Genomic DNA, 21,789 nt, shown 5'->3' on the forward strand with positions numbered 1-21,789 from the left:
AATAACATTATCAGCTGACAAATGTTATGTGTGTGACAAAGATCGCAGCAATTGAAGTACACAGCATGGGAAAGACAGGAGTTTGGCATGAATTAAAATGTTATTATTATAACAATTGGTAAGAAATGATAATGTAAATCAGTGATATTTAGAGGATGGATATAATCGTAGCTAACAGAAACTAAAAATCCCGGCCATTATTGCACCGGGATTATTCAGCGAATTGTGTTGTAACAGGTGTATCGTGACTTATTTAATCGCCATAGCATCACGCATGGTAAAGAACAGGTCGGTTTGGTCTGTTAGACCAACCACATTTGCCGCATGTGGTCCGTAAGCTGCTATGCGCAATTGGGTACCCGTGTGCCCTTGAGAATCATCTTCAGAGTTGCCATAGCTTATCGCCATAACTGCGCCATCTTTCGTGGTTAACGCTTGTGTTAAGCCAGGAGCTTTTGCATCTGCTTCAATAATTTGACTGGAATGCGCGTGATCTGCCGTCACAATAACCAAGGTATTACCTTCTGCACGCGCAAACTCCAGTGCTTTTTGTACTGCTTCATCCAAATCGACAGTTTCACCGAACTGACCACAAGGATTCGCCGCATGGTCTTGTTTATCAATGGATGCCCCTTCAACCTGTAAGAAGAATCCTTTTTCGTTATGTTTCAGCAGGTCAATTGCTTTTTCAGTCATCACTGCCAAGGTTGGAATATCTTTAGTACGCTCGGCATTGTTTTCACAAACTACCGGCGGCTTATCTAAATTGCCATGATAAGACGCTTTCGGCCCCTGCCAACGTACTGGCATGTTACCTGGGCTAAATAACCCTAATAGCGGTTTTTGTTGGTCTGCCTGCTTTATTGCATTCAGATCGTCAAGATTTTCGACAATAACATAACCTCGAGCCAAGGCTTGTTCACGCAGAGATTTATCTTTCCATTCACCGGCTTTAGCGACTTGGCTGAATGATTTAGCGCCACCACCCAATGTGACATCCGCGCGCCCGGCAATCATCTGCTCAGTAATTGAACCGCGCCCACCCTTTTCCAGCGCATTGCTACTGCACTTCTCGCTTGTTTCCTCCGGGCCATAGCATTTTCGCCCAGTTACGTGAGCAAACTGTGCCGCAGGAGTGGCATCTTGCAGTTCAGCAGTTGAAACGTTACCAGTTGCTTTACCGGCTTTCTTCGCTAACTCCAACAAGGTGACGTGATCTTTTCCGAACACATCAACACCCAGCGCGCCGTTATACGTTTTTACACCTGAGGACCAAGCTGTTGCGGAGGCAGCTGAGTCAGTCACGTAATCCGGTTTTTGCGTTTTCTTATCTAATGAGTAGTGCGTGTATTGCCCTGTCAGTGGTAACGCATCAATTCCTTTAAAGAAACCACCGGCCCCCATAGCATAGTTACGTGCTGAGGTGATTTCTGAATCGCCCATACCATCGCCAATCAGTAAAATGACATTCTTTACGGTTTTATTGGAAAGCGAATCACGAAGAGCCTGTGTCTGATCACCGGTCAAACGTCGTGCCCCGCCAAATTGAGTGACATCTCCCTTGGCGCTACGGTCATATAAGCCAGTGGCGGAAGCAACAGCATTCGGTGTAAACAATGAACTGGTGAGTATCAGAGTGGATAACGCTATGCCGGACAAAGTGGATACGCGGTTCTGCATCGGTATAATTCCTTGTTGTAAAACAGTAATACAATTTGTATTGATTGGTTACAACGGATACTAGAACAAGCGAATGACGCTTTTATGACAGTCGCGATTAATTGTTATCTCTGACAATGCAGGCTCCCCTGACCTTTCCACGCGTTCACCACGGGCTAAATCAGGCCACCGTTGGCGCGTAAAACTTGCCCATTAATCCAGCCACCGTCTTTTCCAACCAGAAAAGCCACGGCTGCTGCAATATCCTCTGGCGTTCCTAATCTTTCTAGTGGCGCCATTTTCGCCATTTTTTCAATTAATTCGGGTGATTTACCATCAAGGAAGAGCGAGGTTGCCGTCGGCCCAGGAGCCACAGCATTAACGGTGATATTACGCCCCCGCAACTCTTTCGCCAGAATAGCTGTCATGGTTTCAACCGCCGCTTTGGTTGCAGCATAAACACCGTATTTTTCCAGTTTCAGCCCGACAACACTGGTTGAAAAGTTTACGATGCGGCCGCCATCTTTCAAACGCTTTGCCGCTTCACGCATCCCGTTAAAGCTCCCTTTCAGGTTAATGGCGATCTGACGGTCAAAGTGTTCATCATCACTGTCTGCAATGGCACTGAGAGATAGAATTCCAGCATTGTTGACCAAGACATCAACCCCGCCAAACGCAGCTTCTGCTTGAGAAAATAACTGTGCAACCGCTGCGGCATCACTGATATCCCCCTTCGCACTCACTGCATTTCCGCCCGCTTGTTGAATTTTGCGCACCAGTGTTTCCGCCTCAATGTCACTCCGGGCATAATTGATCAGAACGGTATACCCCTCCTGAGCCAAACGCTCAGCAATTGCTGCGCCAATACCCCGTGATGCTCCGGTTACAATGGCAACCTGCCCGGTTGTATTCACCATGATTTTCTCCTCGATGTGTATTTTATCGTTTGTTGCTATCCAGCAAGTGGAGCATGCTATGTTTAACCGCCCGCAAACAGAGAATGCCACTTTTATCGTTTCGGATAATCATCTATTATTCGTTAACACTATCCGAATAAAGCGAACAATCACGTGGACCGAATTGATGCAATGCGGGTATTTATCAGGGTAGTGGAACAACGCAGTTTTACCCAAACCGCCCAAGATTTAAATCTACCGCGATCTACAGTGACAGATGCCATTAAACAGCTCGAAAAGCGTTTAAATGTGCGCTTATTGCAGCGAACTACCCGACATGTTAGCCCTACGCTGGATGGTGGAGCTTACTACCAGCGCTGTCTGCGTATTATTGCTGATATTGAAGATGCTGAAATGGCCTTTGCCAATGCCAAGCCACGAGGTTTGTTACGAATTGATGTACAGGGCACGTTAGCCCGCCATTTCGTCTTGCCACAATTACCTGATTTTATTGCTCAATATCCTGACATTGAGTTATTTATCAGTGAAGGTGACCGCTTGGTCGACCTTATTCGAGAAGGTATTGACGGGGTGCTACGTGTAGGTAATTTACAAGACAGCGATATGGTCGCCCGCCGAGTGGCGTTGTTGCCACAAGTCACCTGTGCTGCACCGCAATATTTACAACGACAGGGTACCCCACTCCGGTTGGACCAGTTATCAGGCCATCAGATGGTAGGTTTTCGCTCTAGCGCAACCGGTAGCCTGATGCCACTGGAATTTGGCACTGACAGCACCCTTAGCCCCGATAAAACAACAGGTTATAATAAATCAGCGTCCTCCAGGGTAATAACAGAAAGCGCATATCTACCCTCTGCTTCGTCATCATCTACTAAAACGCAGCAAGTAAAATTACCGACTGTTCTATCAGTCAGTGGTGCAGAAAGCTTTGTAGCAGCCGCACGTCTTGGATTGGGTATTATTCAAGTGCCTCGTTACCATATCGAATCTGACTTAATCGCTGGCACCTTGGTTGAGATACTACCAAAATACGCACCACCCCCGATGCCAGTCTCGTTCCTGTATCCTCACAACCGCCAGCTTTCCCCTCGAGTACGTATTTTCAGTGACTGGTTGAGCCAGTTATTTCTTGCCACCGAGATAAAGTGATAATACGCCGGTACGCCTATCCTGAATCAATGTTGCCACGATAGGCAGCCGCACCAACCGGCACAGCCGCCACTCATTATTGTGCTTTTTCAACCGATTGACAGATATCGATATCAAAATAACCATCAGTTATGCCGTCATTGAGGTAAACCTCATAACACGCACCTTCTACCGAACGATAACCACTTTGTGGCAGATGCTGGTTATACAACTCGCTCCAGGCTTTGGCATAATCATCATCCGTTACCCTGGTGTGATACACCGCATACAACCCCCCGGGAATCACTTGTAGTTGTAGTTGATCACTGAGTTCTGCGGGCAACACATAATCGTCAGCCACAGACAAGGATATGTCAGCCCGTAGCTCAGCAGGAGGATTAGTCTCAGGATTGTCCCAGTAAAGAGCCAACCACTCTTTCCCAGGGATTTGGTACTGAGTATAGAGTGAAGAAAGTTGGTTAAAGCCTTGCGGGATAGTCTCGTGATAAGGGCCGACCAGCCGAATACTGACTATTTGCTGCGGTTGCTTTTCTACTATCTTAAATGTCATATCGCTACCTCGACTTAATGGTTTCAAGAAAGATGAAGTGACCAAAAATGCGACTTTACGCCACAACTGTACATTCATACAGTATAGCGAGATTTTATGACACTCGGTTAATTTTCAACCTTGACTTGTGAAGAACTTCGCAAAAAATCATCCGCCTGTTTAAGCTGATGATGGCTGAAAACGGTTATTCCGTGGCGGCGCAATAACGCCGTGGTGACTCCCTGTCCTGTGCGCTGGGTGCCGCTAAAATGACCATCATAGATGCGGCTGCTCCCACAAGATGGACTCCCTTCGGTCAAAATTGCTACTGTGCAGCTGTGCTTTTGCGCCAACTCCAGAGCCTGATAAGCCCCTTGCAAAAACTCCCGGCTAACATCATTGCCCCACTGCTCGGTCACCCGCGCCAGCCCTTGCAACACCGCCTCGCCGTTACCTTGCTGAATTTCGGCAGGCGGACGCGGTACCGGCATACCTGCGGATAATTCAGGGCAAATAAGGACCAGTCGCCCCTCATCCTGCCAGCGTTGAATAATTTCATCGCTAACAGACAGGGCACTGCCGTTATAACGTACCGGTTTTCCCATTAAACAGGCACTGATCAGAATGCGCGCAGGTTTTGGTTCCACGTAATTATCAACCTTAATATTATGCAGCGAATAAAAAATGATGATTATGCTGATAATAACCAATTAATGGCTGTTGGTCATGAGCGTGCGTTGATAATTGTTGCAGAACAGATAATTTTCATGTCAATAAATGGCATTGTTGCTTATTTTGCATAATTCAATGCCGCTAACACCTGCGGCAACAGTCGCGCCAAACGGCTCGCCCAGAGCGCCTGACCTGCTTGATGCGTAATAAGATCCTGACGAATCTCAATACCCACATAAGGTAACTGCCGCTGTTCTGCGTGGAAGGGTAACGTGAAATCTGTTGCATCCGTCATGGCATAAGGTTCGTTAATCCCGACGTGCAGGTCACCTTCTTGCTGTAACAATGAAACCAGTTGCAAAGCAAACTCAGGATTACGATGAAACAAGGTACCAATCTGCCAGGGGCGCGCGATGTTTTTAAACGACGGTGTAAAACTGTGCATGGAGAGGATCACGCTCATCTGGCCGCTATCACGACGTTGATTCAGCGTTTGTGTAATCAAATCATGATAAGGCTGGAATACCTCAACCCGGCGCGCTTCAGCCTCTGCTACGGTGACACCAATATTGCGCGGGATCCGTGTGTGCTCGGAAATTTCAGGGATCGAACTGGCGATTCCCGGCGTGCGATTGCAATCAATCACCAATCGCGAATACTGCTGATGAATCAAGGTTGCATCCAGATACTGGCTAAGTAACCGCGCCATTGCCAATGAACCTATATCCCAACCGATGTGGCGGTCAATTTCTCCTGAGGGTAACCCCAAATCACCAAGTTGAACCGGTATCCGTTGACCGGCATGGTCGGCCAGTAAGATAAATGGTGATTGACTGTGCGGGCGCTCGATAACAGCTGACTGAGGATCGCCATCACGTAATAAAGGAGACAAAATGATATTTGACATGGAGTTAGTACCTGGCATGAAGTGGCAATCGTAAGTATCAGTCGTCACAACAGTTAATACTCACAAACAAGGGCTTTCGTAATCAATAAGCTATCATCCTAGCCGCTAATGTTGGGTTCGCCCACCCCGAATTTATACCTAAATTTTCTTGGTTATGCGATTATCGCCACAGTAGGTATCTTTTGATGCCATATTTCAGGCAATCATTATCGGCAAAACTGTCTACAACCAACAGCAGCATAGCGGAGACTTATGGAAACGTTTTTTATTGATCGGATGGCAACTCCACAAGGTGAACTGTTACTGATCGCAGACCAAGAAAACCGGCTACGTGCCATCGATTGGACTGACCACTACGAGCGTCTGATGAAGTTGCTAGGCAACCATTACGGCCAGGGCGCGTTTACATTGGTTGAAGAACGCAATCCCGGTGGGCTAAGTGACAGTATGCAACGCTATTTTGCTGGTGACCTGAGCATTATTGATAATTTACCAGTTAAAACCGCTGGGACTGATTTTCAGCGTCAAGTCTGGCAAGAGCTGCGAAAAATCCCCTGTGGCGAAACGATTACTTATGGCGAGTTAGCAAAACGAATCAACCGCCCTACCGCTTCGCGGGCTGTCGGGATGGCGAATGGATTGAACCCTATTTCAATTGTTGTCCCTTGTCATCGGGTCATTGGGCAACAAGGTGCATTGACAGGATATGCCGGTGGAGTGGAGAGAAAACGCTGGTTATTAATGCATGAGGGTTATCTTTTAGCACGCTAACTATTGTTGCTCTTATCAGACGCAAGAAAAGATGTTAAAATTGACGCATATCAATATTAATGGGAATACCCTATGATCCCGGAAAAACGCGTAATCCGACGTATCCAGTCTGGTGGTTGTGCAATTCACTGTCAGGATTGCAGTATTAGCCAGCTCTGTATTCCGTTTACCTTAAATGAAAACGAGCTGGATCAGCTCGACAATATCATTGAAAGGAAGAAACCTATTCAGAAAGGACAGGCGCTGTTTAAAGCGGGTGATGAACTCAAATCCCTGTATGCCATCCGTTCCGGGACCATTAAAAGCTACACCATTACCGAAGAAGGTGATGAGCAAATCACCGGTTTCCATCTGGCGGGTGATTTAGTCGGTTTTGACGCTATCAGCAATTTGCAGCATCCGAGCTTCGCACAAGCTCTGGAAACATCCATGGTTTGTGAAATCCCGTTTGATACGTTGGACGATTTATCCGGCAAAATGCCAAATCTGCGCCAGCAGATGATGCGCCTGATGAGTGGTGAGATCAAAGGTGACCAAGATATGATTTTGCTACTTTCCAAAAAGAATGCAGAAGAGCGTCTGGCGGCCTTTATCTATAATCTGTCTCGCCGTTTTGCTCAACGTGGTTTCTCTCCACGTGAGTTCCGCCTGACGATGACCCGTGGTGATATTGGTAACTATTTAGGTCTGACGGTAGAAACCATCAGCCGTTTACTGGGCCGTTTCCAGAAAAGCGATATTCTGAGTGTGAAAGGTAAGTACATTACTATCGAGAATACCGAAGCTCTGGCCAAACTGGCGGGTAATCCAAGACCAAGTCTGTAACCTGATCAAAACCAGAATAATAAATACCCGATAGATTTCAAGTTGCAGGAAGGCGGTAAGTAACGGCCTCGTAGAGAGCAGGTCTGAGGATCGACCGAGTAACACAAGCCGTCAGCAAATCTGCAACTTGAAAATTTATTGGTCTGCTTCCCCCAGCCACCTATCCTGTTTCCCTTTCATGGTTTACTCTTTAACTAACATACTGTTAATTCACGTTTGTAAGGAGACTCTATGGCAAAGTATCAGAATATTCTGGTTGCTATTGACCCCAATCAGGATGATCAACCTGCACTAAGACGTGCAGTTTACCTTGTGCAGCGCAATGGCGGCACAATCAAAGCATTTTTGGCTATTTATGATCTGTCATATGATATGACCACCCTGCTGTCGCCTGATGAGCGTACCGCAATGCGTAAAGGGGTTATCAGCCAACGTTCCGCATGGATAAGCGAGCAATGCCGCTTTTATCTTGATGCCGGTATTCCAATTGAAATCAAAGTGGTATGGCATAATCGGCCCTATGAGGCCATTATTCAGGAAATCCTGAACGCCAAGCACGATTTGTTGTTAAAAATGGCGCATCAACACGACCGCCTGGAGTCGATTATCTTTACCCCAACCGACTGGCATTTATTGCGTAAGTGCCCATGCCCAGTCTGGATGGTGAAAGACCAACCTTGGCCGGAAGGCGCCACAGCGCTGGTGGCTGTTAACCTCTCAAGTGAAGATCCACTCCATGACCCACTAAATCTCCGTTTGGTCAAAGAGACCAGAGAGTTAGCCGAACATGTCAATCAAACGCCAGTGCATCTGATCAGCGCCTACCCGGTAACCCCGATTAATATCGCCATTGAATTGCCTGATTTTGACCCGAGCGTCTATAACGATGCCATTCGTGGTCAGCATTTGGTTGCGATGAAAGCATTACGCCAGCAATTTGGCATTGATGAAAAATTCACCCATGTTGAAAAAGGTCTCCCTGAAGAGGTTATCCCTGATTTGGCTGAACACTTGCGGGCTGGGGTGGTTGTTCTGGGTACCTTGGGGCGTACTGGGCTATCTGCCGCCTTTATTGGGAATACTACCGAACATGTGATCGACCATCTTAAGTGTGACTTACTGGCAATTAAACCCGAAGGATTTACCTGTCCGATAGAAGGCCATGAAGATCTGGAAGAGATTGAATAACCCTTGTCTGACATCACCCATTGATTAAATCAAAAAGAAGGGCCACCGAATAGGTGGCCCTTGATCTGCGATTCGTAATAACGAATTACAATGCGCGTAAAATTGCTTCTACGCTGTCTTTAGCATCGCCAAACAACATTTGGGTATTTTCTTTAAAGAACAATGGGTTTTGCACGCCAGCATAACCGGTATTCATTGAACGTTTAAAGGCAATAACACTTTGCGCTTTCCATACTTCCAACACCGGCATGCCGGCAATCGGACTACGCGGGTCTTCAAGTGCTGCTGGGTTAACCGTATCGTTGGCACCAATCACCAACACGACATCAGTACTTGGGAAATCATCATTGATTTCATCCATTTCCAGCACTACGTCATAAGGGACCTTGGCTTCAGCCAATAACACGTTCATATGACCTGGCAAACGCCCAGCTACCGGGTGAATACCAAAGCGGACTTTGATGCCCCGCGCTTGTAGTTTTGCAGTAATCTCAGCGACGGGGTATTGTGCCTGTGCCACTGCCATGCCATAACCCGGAGTGATGATAACTGAGCTAGCATTTTTCAGCAGGTCAGCCACTTCTTCAGCCGTGGTTTCACGGTATTCACCCATTTCTTCAGCATTACCGGTTGAAGAACCATCAGTACCAAAGCCACCGGCGATCACACTGATAAATGAGCGATTCATCGCTTTACACATGATGTAAGACAGAATAGCACCGGAAGAACCGACCAAGGCACCCGTTACAATCAACAGGTCATTGCTCAACATGAAACCTGCCGCAGCCGCAGCCCAACCGGAGTAGGAGTTCAGCATTGAGACCACAACCGGCATGTCAGCACCACCGATAGATGCCACCAAGTGCCAGCCAAAGCCCAAAGCAATCACCGTCATCAATAACAACGCGACCACTTGTAAGCTAACGCTGTCGGTTTTGACGAACAGAATCATCAGCAGGAATGACACAACCAGTGCCACCAGATTCAACTTATGGCGTTGTGGCAACATCAGTGGTTTGGATGAGATAATCCCGCGTAACTTACCAAAGGCAACAATAGAACCGGTGAATGTTACTGCCCCGATAAAAATACCTAAGAAGACTTCAGTCAGATGGATATTAACCATCACCGCGTCCATCACCACCGGGCCGTGATCCAGATAGCTGTTAAAGCCAACCAGAACGGCTGCCAGACCGACGAAACTGTGCAAAATGGCAACCAGTTCTGGCATTTCAGTCATTTCGACTTTCTTCGCCAGATAGATACCAATTGCGCCACCAATCACCATGGCAATGATGATCCAGGCAACATTACCTGAATCCGGCCCAAGGATGGTGGCGATAAGCGCGATGGCCATACCGGTCACACCGAAAGTGTTACCTTGTTTGGATGTTTCGTGGCGCGACAGCCCAGCCAAACTGAAAATAAATAAAATCGCAGCAACTATGTACGCAGCTGTAACGAGACCACTAGACATCAGTTACCCCTATATTTTTGTGTGACATTATTTTTATACCCACCGAGTTTTATACCACTCAGTTTTTACGGAACATTTTCAGCATGCGCTGGGTGACCGTAAAGCCACCAAAAATGTTGATACTGGCAATCAGTACGGCAATAAAGGATAAGAAGCTTACCCAACCGCCATGGCCAATCTGCAATAATGCACCGACGACAATAATGCCTGAAATGGCGTTAGTGACTGACATTAAAGGTGTATGTAGTGCATGGCTGACGTTCCACACCACGTAATAACCCACTACGCACGCCAGTGCAAAGACCGTAAAGTGAGATAAAAACTCTTTCGGAGCAACATTTGCTAACCAGCCAAACAACACAACGACCAGTGCCATAATGATGTATTTCGGCCATGGCGAGCTAGGCTTGGCGTCTTCTTTCACAATAGGTTCAGCTTTAGCCGCCTGAGGCTGTGCTGATACCTGAATAGGCGGCGCTGGCCACGTTATTTCACCGGTTTTGACCACGGTTACACCGCGAATCACGGTATCTTCGAAATCAATATCTATCTCACCATTTTTCTCTTTACAGAGTAATTTCAGCAAGTTAACCAAGTTGGTTCCGTAAAGTTGCGATGACTGTGTGGGTAAACGGCTAGGTAGATCGGTATAGCCGATAATTTTTACGCCATTGTCTGTCACTGTCACTTTATCGGCGACGGTCAGTTCACAGTTACCACCGGTTTGCGCGGCCAGGTCAACAATCACACTGCCCGACTTCATGGATGCCACCATCTCTTTGGTGATCAACCGAGGAGCAGGTTTACCCGGAATCAGTGCAGTGGTAACAATGATGTCCACTTCAGCAGCTTGAGCGGCAAACAGTGCCATCTCGGCTTTGATAAAAGCGTCAGACATCACTTTGGCGTAACCATCACCACTGCCCGCTTCTTCCTCAAAGTCCAGCTCAAGGAATTCAGCACCCATACTCTGAACTTGTTCTTTTACTTCTGGGCGGGTGTCGAATGCACGCACGATAGCACCCATACTCCCTGCCGCCCCGATGGCTGCCAAACCTGCAACCCCAGCCCCGATAATTACCACTTTCGCCGGTGGAACTTTACCCGCGGCCGTAATTTGCCCAGTGAAGAAGCGACCAAATTCATGGGCAGCTTCAACAATGGCACGATAGCCGGCTATATTGGCCATTGAACTGAGCGCATCCATCGATTGCGCGCGAGATATGCGCGGCACTGAATCCATGGCCAATACGGTTACCTGACGCTCCGCTAACTTTTGCAGTAATTCCGGGTTTTGAGCTGGCCAGATAAAACTGGCTAACGTACTCCCAGCACGCATCAGGCTAATTTCTTCCTCAAGGGGCGCATTCACTTTGAGGATAAGGTCGGATTGCCACACATCGGTGGTATCCGTAATGGTGGCACCCGCTTCCTGGTACGCCGCATCGTCGAAGCTGGCTAAGTGACCAGCTCCACTTTCAATCGCCACGGTGAAGCCTAATTTCAGCAGTTGTTCCACCGTTTTCGGCGTTGCTGCAACACGGGCTTCATTGGCCAACCGCTCTTTTGGTACACCAATACGCATAATGTTCCCTTTTTACCTGTCTTTGATGATGAGTATTGCCATATCCATCTTACTCGGCGTTGCTGGGACGTTAGCGACTTACACTCACCCGAACCACTGACGTCGGATTCGTTTGCTTGCAGCCTACCGGCAACACCCACTAATTTGGGTATGCTTCAGTTCTATTTGGTTACTGATAAACCTGCTTTGCTACAGCTCCCTATAACCTACTGAAAATGTGACTGATGATCCATATCTGTGTGTGCTTCTGGTGCAGTTTTTGCACTAAAACTGGCAGGCGGAAAGAACTCTCTATAATTCACTACAAAAATAATATTTACTAGCGGCTTGTCCTGCAACTTTGCACCAAAATAACAAGCCGGACAATAATGAGGCAGCCCAGTAATGGCGCGGCATCAGGTTAGCAAAATGTAAATAATCAGCACTTATGACGTTAAAGCAATTATTCGTAAAGCTTATCCCTATTATTGCTGTAAAGTACCGGCGGGCTAATCTTCAGAATTGATATACTAAGTCATATAAATTGCTGAGACACCCGCCATTATTACATGTAATAATCATCTGCTATTCTGTTACACATCAATTGTTCCGCACGTATCAACGTTAATGCGCAAGGCGAAAGGATTTTTTATGAAGCTGAAATACACGATCATCGCATCGGCATTGCTATCACTCACCGCGCTTTCTGCTGCACAAGCGGCAAAAGAACTCGCGCCTGAGCAAGCAGCAGCCATTAAGCCATTTGATCGCATTACTATTACTGGCCGATTTAATGCAATAAATGAAGCAGCGGATGCGGTATCCCGCCGTGCTGACAAATTGGGTGCAGACTCCTTCTATATTCAGGATATCAACAGCAACAATAATGGCGGCAACTGGCGTGTAACGGCCGATGTTTATCATAACGATGCAGCGGAAGTGAGCAAAGAAACCCAGTATCGCGTCTTTAATGATGTGAAAGAATTGCCAAAAGCAGAAGCCTACGCGCTTCAGCCTTATGATACCGTTTCTGTTAGTGGCTTCTTCCGCAGCCAGCCTGATATCAACGATGCCATTTCAAAAGCGGCAAAAGAGAAAGGGGCTTACTCCTTCTTTATCGTACGTCAGGTTGATGCAAACCAAGGCGGCAACCAGTTTGTTACGGCATATGTTTATAAAGCAGATGCGGCAAAACGTGTTGTCCAGAGCCCGGATGTTATTCCTGCCGATTCTGATGCTGGTCGTGCGGCACTGGCTGCCGGTGGCGCAGCTGCTGCCAACGTTGAAATCCCAGGTGTTGCCTCTTCAGGTACGCCAAGTGCTGATGTGGGCCGTTTCTTCGAAACGCAATCATCAACCGGTAAACGTTACACTGTCACCCTGAATGATGGTACTCAAATTCAGGAGCTGAATAACACGACAGCCGCACAGATGGTGCCGTTTGATTCTATTACCTTTAGCGGTCACTACAACAGCATGACTGACGTATCTCATGAAGTGGCTAAACGTGCTGCGGCAAAAGGTGCGAAGTATTACCATGTGACTCGCCAGTGGCAGAACCAAAGTGGTGGTAACCTGAGTGTTAGCGCTGACTTGTTCAAATAAGTTTGCTTAAATCGTTACTGTAAGGGCAGCTCCGTGCTGCCTTTTTTATGTGTCTGCTGTTGTCCTGCTTCTTATTGGTACGGACTGAATAATTTTTTGCCCAAATCGCATAACCAATCATTGCATGATCGCGTTCCACTCCGTAAAATCTCCCAAAAAATTTGGGGCTATTATCTGTCAATTATCGATAATCTTTCCTCATATAATGCTGCTTACAAGTCAGTAACCATTCATTAATACTTTCAAAACCAGGATCCATAATTGGAAAAAAAACTCGGCCTGACTGCGTTAACCGCGCTGGTCCTTAGCTCAATGCTGGGAGCGGGTGTCTTCAGCTTACCGCAAAATATGGCAGAAGTTGCCAGCCCTGCGGCACTGCTTATCGGCTGGAGTATTACCGGCGTGGGGATCATCTTCCTGGCGTTTGCCATGCTGTTACTGACGCGTTTGCGCCCTGATCTCGATGGCGGAATATTCACCTATGCCAAAGAAGGCTTTGGTGATCTTATCGGTTTTTTCTCAGCCTGGGGTTACTGGCTATGCGCCGTTATTGCTAATGTCTCTTACTTAGTAATTGTTTTTGCTGCATTAAGCTTCTTTACTGATAAATCGGGTCACATTATCTTCGGTGAAGGGAATACTTGGCAGGCATTGCTGGGAGCCTCCTTCCTGCTATGGTTGGTGCATGCACTGGTTCTGCGCGGTGTCCAAACCGCCGCCAGTATTAACCTGGCCGCCACCTTGGCAAAACTGCTGCCTATCGGTGGTTTTATTGTGTTGGCGGGACTTGCATTCAGCCTTGATACTTTCAGTTTTGATTTTAGTGGTGTCGCGCTGCATACCCCGGTCTGGCAGCAGGTTAAGGACACCATGCTAATAACGCTCTGGGTCTTTATTGGTGTGGAAGGCGCAGTCGTTGTTTCGGCCCGCGCACGCAATAAAAAAGATGTGGGTCGGGCAACCATGTTAGCCGTACTTTCTGCCCTGTGCGTTTATTTGCTCATTACCCTATTGTCTCTTGGCGTAGTGCCGCGGGCTGAGTTAGCAGGCATGCGTAATCCGTCGATGGCTGGAATTATGGTCGAGATGATTGGCCCTTGGGGGGAAGTCATCATTGCCACTGGGCTCATTATTTCTGTGTGTGGCGCTTATCTTAGCTGGACCATTATGGCTGCTGAAGTGCCGATGGTTGCAGCTAAGCACGGGGCTTTTCCCAAAATGTTCCGCCATCAGAATAAAAACAATGCACCGGCACAATCTTTGTGGTTAACCAACTGCGCAGTACAGGTGGCTCTGATTCTGATTTGGCTGACGGGTAGCAACTACAATACCTTACTAACAATTGCGTCAGAAATGATTCTGGTACCCTATTTCCTCGTGGGAGCCTTCTTATTTAAAGTCGCCTTAAAGCGTCATGACTGGCGTTTGATTGTTGCTGCCAGTGGCGCGTGCTTGTATGGTTTGTGGTTAATTTATGCTGCCGGATTAGTGTACCTGCTGTTGTCCGTTCTGTTATATGCCCCAGGATTATTGGTATTTATTTATGCGCGCAAAGGGCATGAAGGGCTGAAATTACTCAATACCGTGGAGCGAGCGGCTATCTGCCTGGTGTTGATTGCAACTATTCCAGCAACCTGGCTCGCGATGCATTAAGCCCGAATAAAAGCGGCGAAAAATAAGATCTCAAATGGGCTGACCGCGTTACCTCAGTTTGCCCGTTTGAGTATCGTCTGTTAACTAATGATTAGCTGCTCCCGCCAAATCCACCGATAAACACTCCCCCTGCTGGTTTAATTTTATCGATTCCGGCAATTTTTGTTTAATCTCACCGAGTTGATCAGTATCCAAAGGGTAAGGCAACTGGATATCCAACACCGTAATGCCCTGTTGTTCGGCTAGCCGAATCAAGCGAACAATATTGGTTTGGTCATTAAGCTGGGTAGATAATACCTGTAAGGCCAATGCTTTAAGCCGCTCTTGCGGTGTTTTTTCCGATTCAGTCTGCGATTTTACTACCATGCCAAATATCGGCATAACACCATAAATCGCATCGATAAAACTCCACCGTTTTTTGCATGATGCGGCTAAAAATTCCGTGTAATTGAAACAAACCTTTTCACTGTGCGCTGGCGCACCAATGTGTTCGCCACTCATCCCTCAGTCCTCAGCTGATCGATACAGCTATTCATTAATCGTAAGTATTGATATATAAACGATAGGCGCAACAAAATAGAGATGACGATATAATCACTTTTATTAATATAATGAAATGATTTACCTGTTGTCTAGCAATCACTCATCAGCATTAATGATAAGCGGAATAAATAACATGCATAGTATTGCTGTCAACTGCGCGCTATGCTGAATTCTGGCACCTTTATAAACTGAAAAACATGACCAAAATTGTTTTTGTGGAAGACGACCCGGAAGTCGGAAAATTGATTGCTGCCTATCTGGGTAAGCATGACATTGATGTGTTTGTAGAACCCCGTGGCGATACGGCCCAGGCGGTGATTGAACAACAACAACCGGACTTGGTATTGCTTGATATCATGTTGCCAGGAAAAGATGGCATGACGCTGTGTCGTGATTTGCGGCCGGTTTATGAGGGGCCGATTGTACTACTGACCTCGCTTGACAGTGATATGAACCATATTCTGTCGCTTGAAATGGGCGCAAATGACTATATTCTCAAAACCACACCACCCGCAGTACTGCTAGCACGCCTACGGCTACATCTTCGCCAGCATAATCAGCAACAAAGCAAAGAGATCATTAGTCCGCCATTTACCGGTCATAATGCGATTCATTTCGGCTTACTCTGTATCGATCCGGTAAACCGCCAAGTTAATCTTAATGATGAAGAGATAACATTATCCACGTCTGATTTTGATTTGTTATGGGAGTTAGCTACCCATGCAGGAATAATAATGGACCGTGAAGCGCTACTGAAAAATTTACGCGGCGTCAGCTACGACGGCATGGACCGCAGTATAGACGTTGCCATCTCGCGTTTGCGGCGCAAACTCTATGACAATGCTTTCGAGCCATTTCGCATAAAAACCGTGCGCAATAAAGGCTATTTATTCGCCCCCAATGCCTGGGAGTCCGTGCAACAATGAGGAAGCTATTTATTCAGTTTTTCTTATTACTGTTCGTCTGTTTTATGGTGATGGCGATGCTGGTTGGCTTGGTTTACAAAGTCACCGCAGAGCGTGCTGGCAGGCAGTCATTAGATGACCTGATGAAAAGTTCACTTTCGTTGATGCGCAGTGAATTGCGGGAAATTCCCCTGAAGGATTGGAATAAAACCATTGCTACACTGGACTTAAATCTTTCCTTTCAGTTGCATATAGAACCTCTCGATAAACGGGATCTCGGCGAGCGTTTGAATAAACGCCTGCGCGCCGGTGAAATTATTGCGTTAGATGATGAATATACTTTCCTGCAACGTATCCCACGCAGTCACTACGTTCTTGCTGTCGGCCCAGTCCCCTATTTATTTTATTTGCATCAAATGCGCCTGCTCGACTTGGCCTTATTAATCCTGATTGGTATGTCCTTAGCGCTGCCAGTATTCTTGTGGATGCGCCCGCACTGGAAAGACCTACTGAAACTGGAGAATGCGGCTCAGCGACTGGGGGCTGGCTATCTTGACGAGCGAACCCATTTTGATCCTACGTCCAGTTTAAACCGCTTAGGCGTAGCGTTTAATCAAATGGCTGACAATATCAATACTCTGATTGTTAGCAAGAAATTACTCATTGATGGTATTGCTCATGAACTCCGCACACCGCTCGTGCGTTTACGCTATCGTTTAGCGATGAGTGACAACCTGACAGAAAGTGAACAATTGGCTTTAAATCATGATATTGGCCAGTTAGAAGCACTGATTGATGAGTTACTGACCTACGCTCGATTGGACCGCCCGCAGGTTTCCCTTAATCTGGAACCCATCGACCTACCCGCCTGGTTAACAGCAAAAGTCGTGGATATGCGCTTAATCCATAGTGATCGGGAAATCGAACTCGATATCCCCCATCGCGGTGACTTTGGTGCTGTTGACCTGCGTCTGATGGAGCGCGTATTAGATAATCTGGTTAATAACGCGCTACGCTATTCCACTCAACGACTGCGTATCGGATTATGGTTTGATGGTGACAACGCCTGCTTGCAAGTTGAAGATGATGGGCCTGGTATCCCTTTGGAAGAGCGCGCACGCGTTTTTGAGCCTTTTGTTCGCCTCGATCCCAGCCGCGACCGGGCAACGGGAGGCTGTGGCTTGGGCTTGGCGATTGTTCACTCCATCGCACTGGCTTATCAAGGCAGTATCTCCGTCGATGCCAGTTCATTAGGCGGTGCCAGTTTCCGTTTCTGTTGGCCGGTAAAAAGCCTTTACTCACTATCCGTTGCTCAAGATTAAGCACTAACTTTTACTTTGGAGTGTTTTATGACCACCGCTTACCACCACCTGCGTACAACCTTTACCCGGCTTGCACGTTTCGAACACCTGTCGGCTATTGCCGGATGGGATATGCAGACTATGATGCCAGTGAAAGGTAACCTTGCCCGCTCAGAAGCGATGGCGGAGCTGAATGTCTTACAACACCAGATATTAACGGCCAACCAGGTTGGTGAATGGTTAAAACAAGCTGAGCAAGAAACACTTGATGATATTGAGCAGGCAAATTTATGCGAAATGCGTCGCCATTATGACAATGCAGTCCTGCTGCCAGAAGCACTGGTAGAAGCTAAATCACTGGCAGGGGCGCGATGTGAGCATGCATGGCGGCAACAGCGTATCGCTAATGATTGGCATGGTTTTGCAAAGAACTTGCGGGAAGTGGTAAAACTCAGCCGTGAAGAAGCCTCGATACGTTCTCAGGCGGCTGGTATCTCGGGTTATGACGCATTACTTAATCTCTATGAACCAGGGACTAACAGTGCCGATTTAGACCGTATATTTGGTGATCTTAAGCAATGGCTACCTGACCTATTACAAAAAGTGACGGCTAAACAAGCCAATGAAAACTGCCTGATACCACAGGGCACTTTTGACGTGGAAAAACAGCGTCAGCTTGGGTTACAAGTGATGAAAGTACTCGGTTTTGACTTTGACGGCGGGCGGGTCGATGTCAGTGTACATCCGTTCTGCGGTGGTGTTCCTCAAGACGTACGCATTACAACTCGTTATAACGAACAAGAATTTCTCAGTTCATTAATGGGTATTGTGCATGAAACAGGCCATGCCCGTTATGAGCAAAATCTACCACGTGAATGGTTAGGGCAACCCATTTCCCATGCACGGTCAACCGCCATCCATGAGTCCCAAAGCTTACTGTTTGAGATGCAATTAGCACGCAGTAATGAATTCTTACAAGTGATCCGCCCACTGGTAGCAAACCAATTTGGGGATCAACCCGCTTTTGCGCAACAGAACTTCATAGCTCTCAATCAACGGGTTAAAACGGGTTTTATTCGAGTTGATGCCGATGAAGTGAGCTATCCTGCCCATGTTATATTGCGGTATGAAATCGAAAAAGCGTTGATCAGTGGTGAAATCGAAGTAGATGATATCCCTATGCTGTGGAATGAGAAAATGCAGCAATACCTCGGTATTAATACTGAGGGTAATTACCGTAACGGATGTATGCAAGATATCCATTGGACCGATGGTGCTTTTGGCTATTTCCCAACGTATACATTGGGTGCAATGTATGCAGCGCAACTGTTCCAAACTGCCCGTGATGCTATGCCGGGGCTGGATAAAAGTATCGCTAGTGGCGATCTCAGCGCCCTATTCACCTGGTTACAACAGAATATCTGGCAGCATGGCAGTCGTTACTCAACCGCAGAATTAATTACCAAGGCTACCGGTGAAACACTTAACCCTCGCTATTTCCGCCAACATTTAGAGCGGCGCTATTTGTAATTTATTGCGTGTTAGTCTGCGCCTAACCTCTCATTAGGGTTGGGCGCCTTCTCCCTGCATAACTCAAATTACATCCCCACTATCAAGCGACGTTGATGTTACATAAGACGATAAGTTTATTAAAAGGCTATATGTATGTTGTAACTAAAATAAGTGATTTAGTCGGTTATTTATCTGGTTTATTGCCGTTGTACAATCGGTTACAAGCCGAAACCAATGACTCACGGAAGCCAGTATATATTTCCTCTACTCTCTTTATAACGACCCAACGGGGCCGATATACAAACAGAACACTGAGGAATAAATTATGAAAACAGTATTAGCTCTGATTGTTGCTGCAACCTTGGGTGTATCATCTATAGCAATAGCCGCCGACACCGTTGCACCACCGGCAGCACCCGTTGTTACAGCACCTGTAGCTCATAGTGCACCGGCTAAAACCATGCACCACAAGAAAGCTAAAAAATCTGATTCGATGAAAAAAATGGATAAAGCAGCCCCGGTGCAAAAAGCACAGGCAGCCAAAAAACACCATAAAAAAGCGACACACAGTAAGTCAGCTCCAACCGCAGTGCCAGTGACCAAATAGCGGCAGCATTTAACTTGTGAAAGCTACAACAGGCTCTCACGATTGACCTGCAACAGCGATTCACTCGACACCCGGTTTACCGGGTGTTTTTTATTAGGAGTGCTGATAATGCTGCGCCATTATTTATTTGAAATCACTTTAGCCATATTAGTTATTTGCGGTCTGATCACATTATTCTTTTATTTATAGTACCAACGGCCGATAGCGCTCTAAAATTATCGAAAAATCAATTACTGACAACATATGACATAACTTATTATGTCTATAGTTAGCGCTAGTAGAGCCGTGATTGGTCGTCTAATCAGCAGGTCTCAGGTGTGTTAATGGATAACCTTTGGTCAGTAAATAAAGGCAAGGCTAATTATTTATGCGTTTATCTTCATTATTACTATTGAGTCTGTTGCCACTTTCCATCTCTATGGCTTTAGCCCTTCCCCCCACTGACAAGCCGGATGATGAAAGCAGCATTGCGGATCAAACCACGTTGTTCTTCGGGAAAGATGACCGTACAGCGATAACAAATAGTACGGAGTGGCCGTGGCAAGCCATTGGGCAAGTTGAAACAACCAGTGGCAACCTTTGCACAGCAACGTTAATCTCCCCTCGTCTGGCGCTCACCGCAGGCCATTGCGTTCTTACCCCACCGGGGAAAATTGATCGCGCTGTTGCCTTACGTTTTATTTCTCATGATGGTCATTGGAAGTACCAGATTACCCGACTGGAAACGCTGGTTGATGCCAAATTAGGTAAAAAACTTAAACCTGATGGCGATGGTTGGATAGTTCCACCCGCCGCCGCCGCTTATGATTTTGCACTTATTCGGTTAACTAACACAAAGCCTATCCCGATTAAGCCGTTACCGCTTTGGGATGGAACCTCAAGTGAGCTGACACAAGCGCTTAAATTGGTTAATCGTAAAATAACTCAAGCGGGTTATCCCCTTGATCATCTTGAAACTTTATACAGCCATGAAGACTGTCTGGTTACCGGGTGGGCACAACAGGGCGTACTTTCACACCAATGCGATACCTTGCCAGGTGACAGTGGTTCCCCACTATTACTAAAAAATGGCGACGCGTGGTCTTTAATTGCGATTCAAAGTTCTGCACCGGCCGCCAAAGACCGCTATCTTGCGGATAACCGCGCCCTAGCGGTAACGGCGATTAGAGAACGGTTAAAAACGCTCGCTAAAAATGCAGCAAAATGACCTCTTTATTCAGTGATACACAGAGTGAGGGATATCCCCTATTTCTTACTGACACAATGGGGCTTTTGGTTGAATTTGAAAACAAAAGTCCCACCTAATGCTGCTGCGTAACGGCTCAACGTGGTGAGGTTGGGAGAAATGATACCTTTCTCCATACGGCTGATATTTTGTTTTTTCAGCCCTGCTCGTTGCGCCACTTCCTCTTGTGTTAAATTACATTGCTGACGGGCAGCTTTCAGCTCAGTCATCATGGCGTCGCGAATCTGCAAGTCTGTGTAAGCTTCTTTGACCTGAGGATGATTTAAAGCATCTGTTTTAACCTCAGCAAAAGAAATAATGTCAAAGTCATCTTGTTTTTTCATGGTTGCAATCTCCGTTTGATTTCCTTCATCCGCTGATAAGCCAACATCAGTGTTCGCCTTGGGGTCTTTTGCGTCTTCTTTTGTAAGATATGAATGATGTAAACCTGCCAACCCAGGTGGTAAAAGAAAAAACCACGCCCGCCCCCCTCTCTAGCACTAACCCGCAATTCCTTTAGCCCGCGCCCAATATCCCGCACCTCTGGCTCCCGCAACTCATGACCATAAGCCTCTAACTCATCCATAGCTTTAATCAGAGCCGCCTGAATGCCTACAGGTAATTTAAACAACTCGCGCTGTGCCAACCTCAACAAACTAATTTGATACATAAGCAATCCCTGCACTGGAAAAACTCTATCAAACTCACCATAGGTAATCAAATATGGTGACCCTAAATCAGACAAACTTTAACCCAATGGTCTGATTTATCAGTACCCAT

21 protein-coding genes are annotated in these 21,789 nt (G+C 46.7%); 11 read left to right on the top strand and 10 right to left on the bottom strand.

Annotated elements, in window-relative coordinates; translation table 11 throughout:
* Positions 1-249 precede the first annotated feature (249 nt).
* On the bottom strand, positions 250-1,680 hold the full coding sequence (gene phoA / locus Q2T72_RS11525) for an alkaline phosphatase (RefSeq protein ID WP_372569206.1): 1,431 nt from the start codon (positions 1,678-1,680) through the stop codon (positions 250-252).
* A gap of 155 nt (positions 1,681-1,835) precedes the next feature.
* Positions 1,836-2,576: an SDR family oxidoreductase gene (locus tag Q2T72_RS11530; RefSeq protein ID WP_372559059.1), complete on the bottom strand. Its 741-nt coding sequence runs from the start codon at positions 2,574-2,576 to the stop codon at positions 1,836-1,838.
* 153 nt (positions 2,577-2,729) lie between these two features.
* On the opposite strand from Q2T72_RS11530, the gene Q2T72_RS11535 reads away from it, so the two are divergent.
* The gene (locus tag Q2T72_RS11535) at positions 2,730-3,725 is read left to right on the top strand and encodes a LysR family transcriptional regulator (protein WP_372569207.1); all 996 of its coding nucleotides are present in this window, start codon (positions 2,730-2,732) and stop codon (positions 3,723-3,725) included.
* A 76-nt stretch (positions 3,726-3,801) separates the two neighbouring features.
* Here the strand turns inward: Q2T72_RS11535 and sbmC are convergent, their stop codons facing one another.
* The 3 genes from sbmC to Q2T72_RS11550 all read right to left on the bottom strand — a co-directional run bounded on the left by sbmC (position 3,802) and on the right by Q2T72_RS11550 (position 5,833).
* A complete protein-coding gene (gene sbmC, locus Q2T72_RS11540) occupies positions 3,802-4,275 on the bottom strand; it encodes a DNA gyrase inhibitor SbmC (RefSeq protein WP_102970405.1) in 474 nt (157 codons plus the stop codon).
* Positions 4,276-4,382: 107 nt separating this feature from the next.
* Entirely contained in the window at positions 4,383-4,901 is a 519-nt protein-coding gene (locus Q2T72_RS11545; RefSeq protein ID WP_372569208.1) for a DUF523 domain-containing protein, read from the bottom strand.
* A 143-nt stretch (positions 4,902-5,044) separates the two neighbouring features.
* Positions 5,045-5,833 carry an N-formylglutamate amidohydrolase gene (locus tag Q2T72_RS11550; protein ID WP_083158804.1) on the bottom strand — a complete coding sequence of 263 codons (789 nt, stop codon included), beginning with the start codon at positions 5,831-5,833 and terminating at the stop codon, positions 5,045-5,047.
* Between the two features lie 252 nt (positions 5,834-6,085).
* On the opposite strand from Q2T72_RS11550, the gene ogt reads away from it, so the two are divergent.
* The 3 genes from ogt to uspE all read left to right on the top strand — a co-directional run bounded on the left by ogt (position 6,086) and on the right by uspE (position 8,617).
* Positions 6,086-6,604, top strand: coding sequence for a methylated-DNA--[protein]-cysteine S-methyltransferase (gene ogt, locus Q2T72_RS11555; RefSeq protein ID WP_083158803.1), 519 nt, complete (start codon positions 6,086-6,088; stop codon positions 6,602-6,604).
* A gap of 72 nt (positions 6,605-6,676) precedes the next feature.
* Complete coding sequence (locus tag Q2T72_RS11560; RefSeq protein ID WP_004390269.1) at positions 6,677-7,429, top strand: FNR family transcription factor; 753 nt, start codon at positions 6,677-6,679, stop codon at positions 7,427-7,429.
* Between the two features lie 231 nt (positions 7,430-7,660).
* Positions 7,661-8,617 (top strand): universal stress protein UspE, encoded by a 957-nt coding sequence (gene uspE, locus Q2T72_RS11565; RefSeq protein ID WP_083158802.1) that lies wholly within the window; start codon positions 7,661-7,663, stop codon positions 8,615-8,617.
* Positions 8,618-8,702: 85 nt separating this feature from the next.
* Here uspE and pntB read toward each other — a convergent pair whose 3' ends face one another.
* Together pntB and pntA are read right to left on the bottom strand one after the other, a co-directional pair.
* Positions 8,703-10,094, bottom strand: coding sequence for a Re/Si-specific NAD(P)(+) transhydrogenase subunit beta (pntB, locus tag Q2T72_RS11570; RefSeq protein WP_083158801.1), 1,392 nt, complete (start codon positions 10,092-10,094; stop codon positions 8,703-8,705).
* A 58-nt stretch (positions 10,095-10,152) separates the two neighbouring features.
* Positions 10,153-11,679, bottom strand: coding sequence for a Re/Si-specific NAD(P)(+) transhydrogenase subunit alpha (pntA, locus tag Q2T72_RS11575; RefSeq protein ID WP_083158800.1), 1,527 nt, complete (start codon positions 11,677-11,679; stop codon positions 10,153-10,155).
* A gap of 630 nt (positions 11,680-12,309) precedes the next feature.
* Between pntA and ydgH the strand changes: the two genes are divergently transcribed.
* Together ydgH and Q2T72_RS11585 are read left to right on the top strand one after the other, a co-directional pair.
* Positions 12,310-13,263 carry a DUF1471 family protein YdgH gene (ydgH, locus tag Q2T72_RS11580; protein ID WP_083158798.1) on the top strand — a complete coding sequence of 318 codons (954 nt, stop codon included), beginning with the start codon at positions 12,310-12,312 and terminating at the stop codon, positions 13,261-13,263.
* Between the two features lie 261 nt (positions 13,264-13,524).
* Positions 13,525-14,916, top strand: coding sequence for an amino acid permease (locus Q2T72_RS11585; RefSeq protein ID WP_083158797.1), 1,392 nt, complete (start codon positions 13,525-13,527; stop codon positions 14,914-14,916).
* Positions 14,917-15,000: 84 nt separating this feature from the next.
* On the opposite strand, the gene Q2T72_RS11590 is transcribed toward Q2T72_RS11585, so the two are convergent.
* Entirely contained in the window at positions 15,001-15,417 is a 417-nt protein-coding gene (locus Q2T72_RS11590; RefSeq protein WP_083158796.1) for a hypothetical protein, read from the bottom strand.
* Positions 15,418-15,656: 239 nt separating this feature from the next.
* On the opposite strand from Q2T72_RS11590, the gene rstA reads away from it, so the two are divergent.
* The 5 genes from rstA (at position 15,657) to Q2T72_RS11615 (ending at position 20,991) form a co-directional block, all read left to right on the top strand.
* The gene (rstA, locus tag Q2T72_RS11595) at positions 15,657-16,385 is read left to right on the top strand and encodes a two-component system response regulator RstA (RefSeq protein ID WP_083163624.1); all 729 of its coding nucleotides are present in this window, start codon (positions 15,657-15,659) and stop codon (positions 16,383-16,385) included.
* Positions 16,382-17,686, top strand: a complete 1,305-nt coding sequence (gene rstB, locus Q2T72_RS11600; protein ID WP_083158795.1) for a two-component system sensor histidine kinase RstB — start codon at positions 16,382-16,384, stop codon at positions 17,684-17,686. The genes rstA and rstB overlap by 4 nt, the downstream gene beginning before the upstream one ends.
* A gap of 27 nt (positions 17,687-17,713) precedes the next feature.
* Positions 17,714-19,195, top strand: coding sequence for a carboxypeptidase M32 (locus Q2T72_RS11605; RefSeq protein ID WP_193784657.1), 1,482 nt, complete (start codon positions 17,714-17,716; stop codon positions 19,193-19,195).
* Between the two features lie 307 nt (positions 19,196-19,502).
* Positions 19,503-19,784, top strand: coding sequence for an acid resistance repetitive basic protein Asr (gene asr, locus Q2T72_RS11610; RefSeq protein WP_083158793.1), 282 nt, complete (start codon positions 19,503-19,505; stop codon positions 19,782-19,784).
* Between the two features lie 367 nt (positions 19,785-20,151).
* Positions 20,152-20,991 carry a serine protease gene (locus tag Q2T72_RS11615; RefSeq protein WP_372569209.1) on the top strand — a complete coding sequence of 280 codons (840 nt, stop codon included), beginning with the start codon at positions 20,152-20,154 and terminating at the stop codon, positions 20,989-20,991.
* 38 nt (positions 20,992-21,029) lie between these two features.
* Here Q2T72_RS11615 and Q2T72_RS11620 read toward each other — a convergent pair whose 3' ends face one another.
* Positions 21,030-21,353, bottom strand: coding sequence for a helix-turn-helix domain-containing protein (locus Q2T72_RS11620; RefSeq protein WP_083158791.1), 324 nt, complete (start codon positions 21,351-21,353; stop codon positions 21,030-21,032).
* Positions 21,350-21,679, bottom strand: coding sequence for a type II toxin-antitoxin system RelE/ParE family toxin (locus Q2T72_RS11625; RefSeq protein WP_193784656.1), 330 nt, complete (start codon positions 21,677-21,679; stop codon positions 21,350-21,352). The genes Q2T72_RS11620 and Q2T72_RS11625 overlap by 4 nt, the downstream gene beginning before the upstream one ends.
* Positions 21,680-21,789: the final 110 nt, after the last annotated feature.

Source organism: Yersinia sp. 2466 StPb PI, from assembly GCF_041538325.1.
GTDB lineage: Bacteria > Pseudomonadota > Gammaproteobacteria > Enterobacterales > Enterobacteriaceae > Yersinia > Yersinia enterocolitica_E.

Coding starts and splice junctions, on each gene's coding strand:
- rstB (WP_083158795.1), top strand. CDS start 16,382: ATGAGGAAGCTATTTATTCAGTTTTTCTTATTACTGTTCGTCTGTTTT.
- Q2T72_RS11615 (WP_372569209.1), top strand. CDS start 20,152: ATGCGTTTATCTTCATTATTACTATTGAGTCTGTTGCCACTTTCCATC.
- Q2T72_RS11590 (WP_083158796.1), bottom strand. CDS start 15,417: ATGAGTGGCGAACACATTGGTGCGCCAGCGCACAGTGAAAAGGTTTGT.
- sbmC (WP_102970405.1), bottom strand. CDS start 4,275: ATGACATTTAAGATAGTAGAAAAGCAACCGCAGCAAATAGTCAGTATT.
- phoA (WP_372569206.1), bottom strand. CDS start 1,680: ATGCAGAACCGCGTATCCACTTTGTCCGGCATAGCGTTATCCACTCTG.
- ydgH (WP_083158798.1), top strand. CDS start 12,310: ATGAAGCTGAAATACACGATCATCGCATCGGCATTGCTATCACTCACC.
- Q2T72_RS11560 (WP_004390269.1), top strand. CDS start 6,677: ATGATCCCGGAAAAACGCGTAATCCGACGTATCCAGTCTGGTGGTTGT.
- uspE (WP_083158802.1), top strand. CDS start 7,661: ATGGCAAAGTATCAGAATATTCTGGTTGCTATTGACCCCAATCAGGAT.
- pntA (WP_083158800.1), bottom strand. CDS start 11,679: ATGCGTATTGGTGTACCAAAAGAGCGGTTGGCCAATGAAGCCCGTGTT.
- Q2T72_RS11605 (WP_193784657.1), top strand. CDS start 17,714: ATGACCACCGCTTACCACCACCTGCGTACAACCTTTACCCGGCTTGCA.
- Q2T72_RS11625 (WP_193784656.1), bottom strand. CDS start 21,679: ATGTATCAAATTAGTTTGTTGAGGTTGGCACAGCGCGAGTTGTTTAAA.
- Q2T72_RS11550 (WP_083158804.1), bottom strand. CDS start 5,833: ATGTCAAATATCATTTTGTCTCCTTTATTACGTGATGGCGATCCTCAG.
- pntB (WP_083158801.1), bottom strand. CDS start 10,094: ATGTCTAGTGGTCTCGTTACAGCTGCGTACATAGTTGCTGCGATTTTA.
- asr (WP_083158793.1), top strand. CDS start 19,503: ATGAAAACAGTATTAGCTCTGATTGTTGCTGCAACCTTGGGTGTATCA.
- ogt (WP_083158803.1), top strand. CDS start 6,086: ATGGAAACGTTTTTTATTGATCGGATGGCAACTCCACAAGGTGAACTG.
- Q2T72_RS11620 (WP_083158791.1), bottom strand. CDS start 21,353: ATGAAAAAACAAGATGACTTTGACATTATTTCTTTTGCTGAGGTTAAA.
- Q2T72_RS11530 (WP_372559059.1), bottom strand. CDS start 2,576: ATGGTGAATACAACCGGGCAGGTTGCCATTGTAACCGGAGCATCACGG.
- rstA (WP_083163624.1), top strand. CDS start 15,657: ATGACCAAAATTGTTTTTGTGGAAGACGACCCGGAAGTCGGAAAATTG.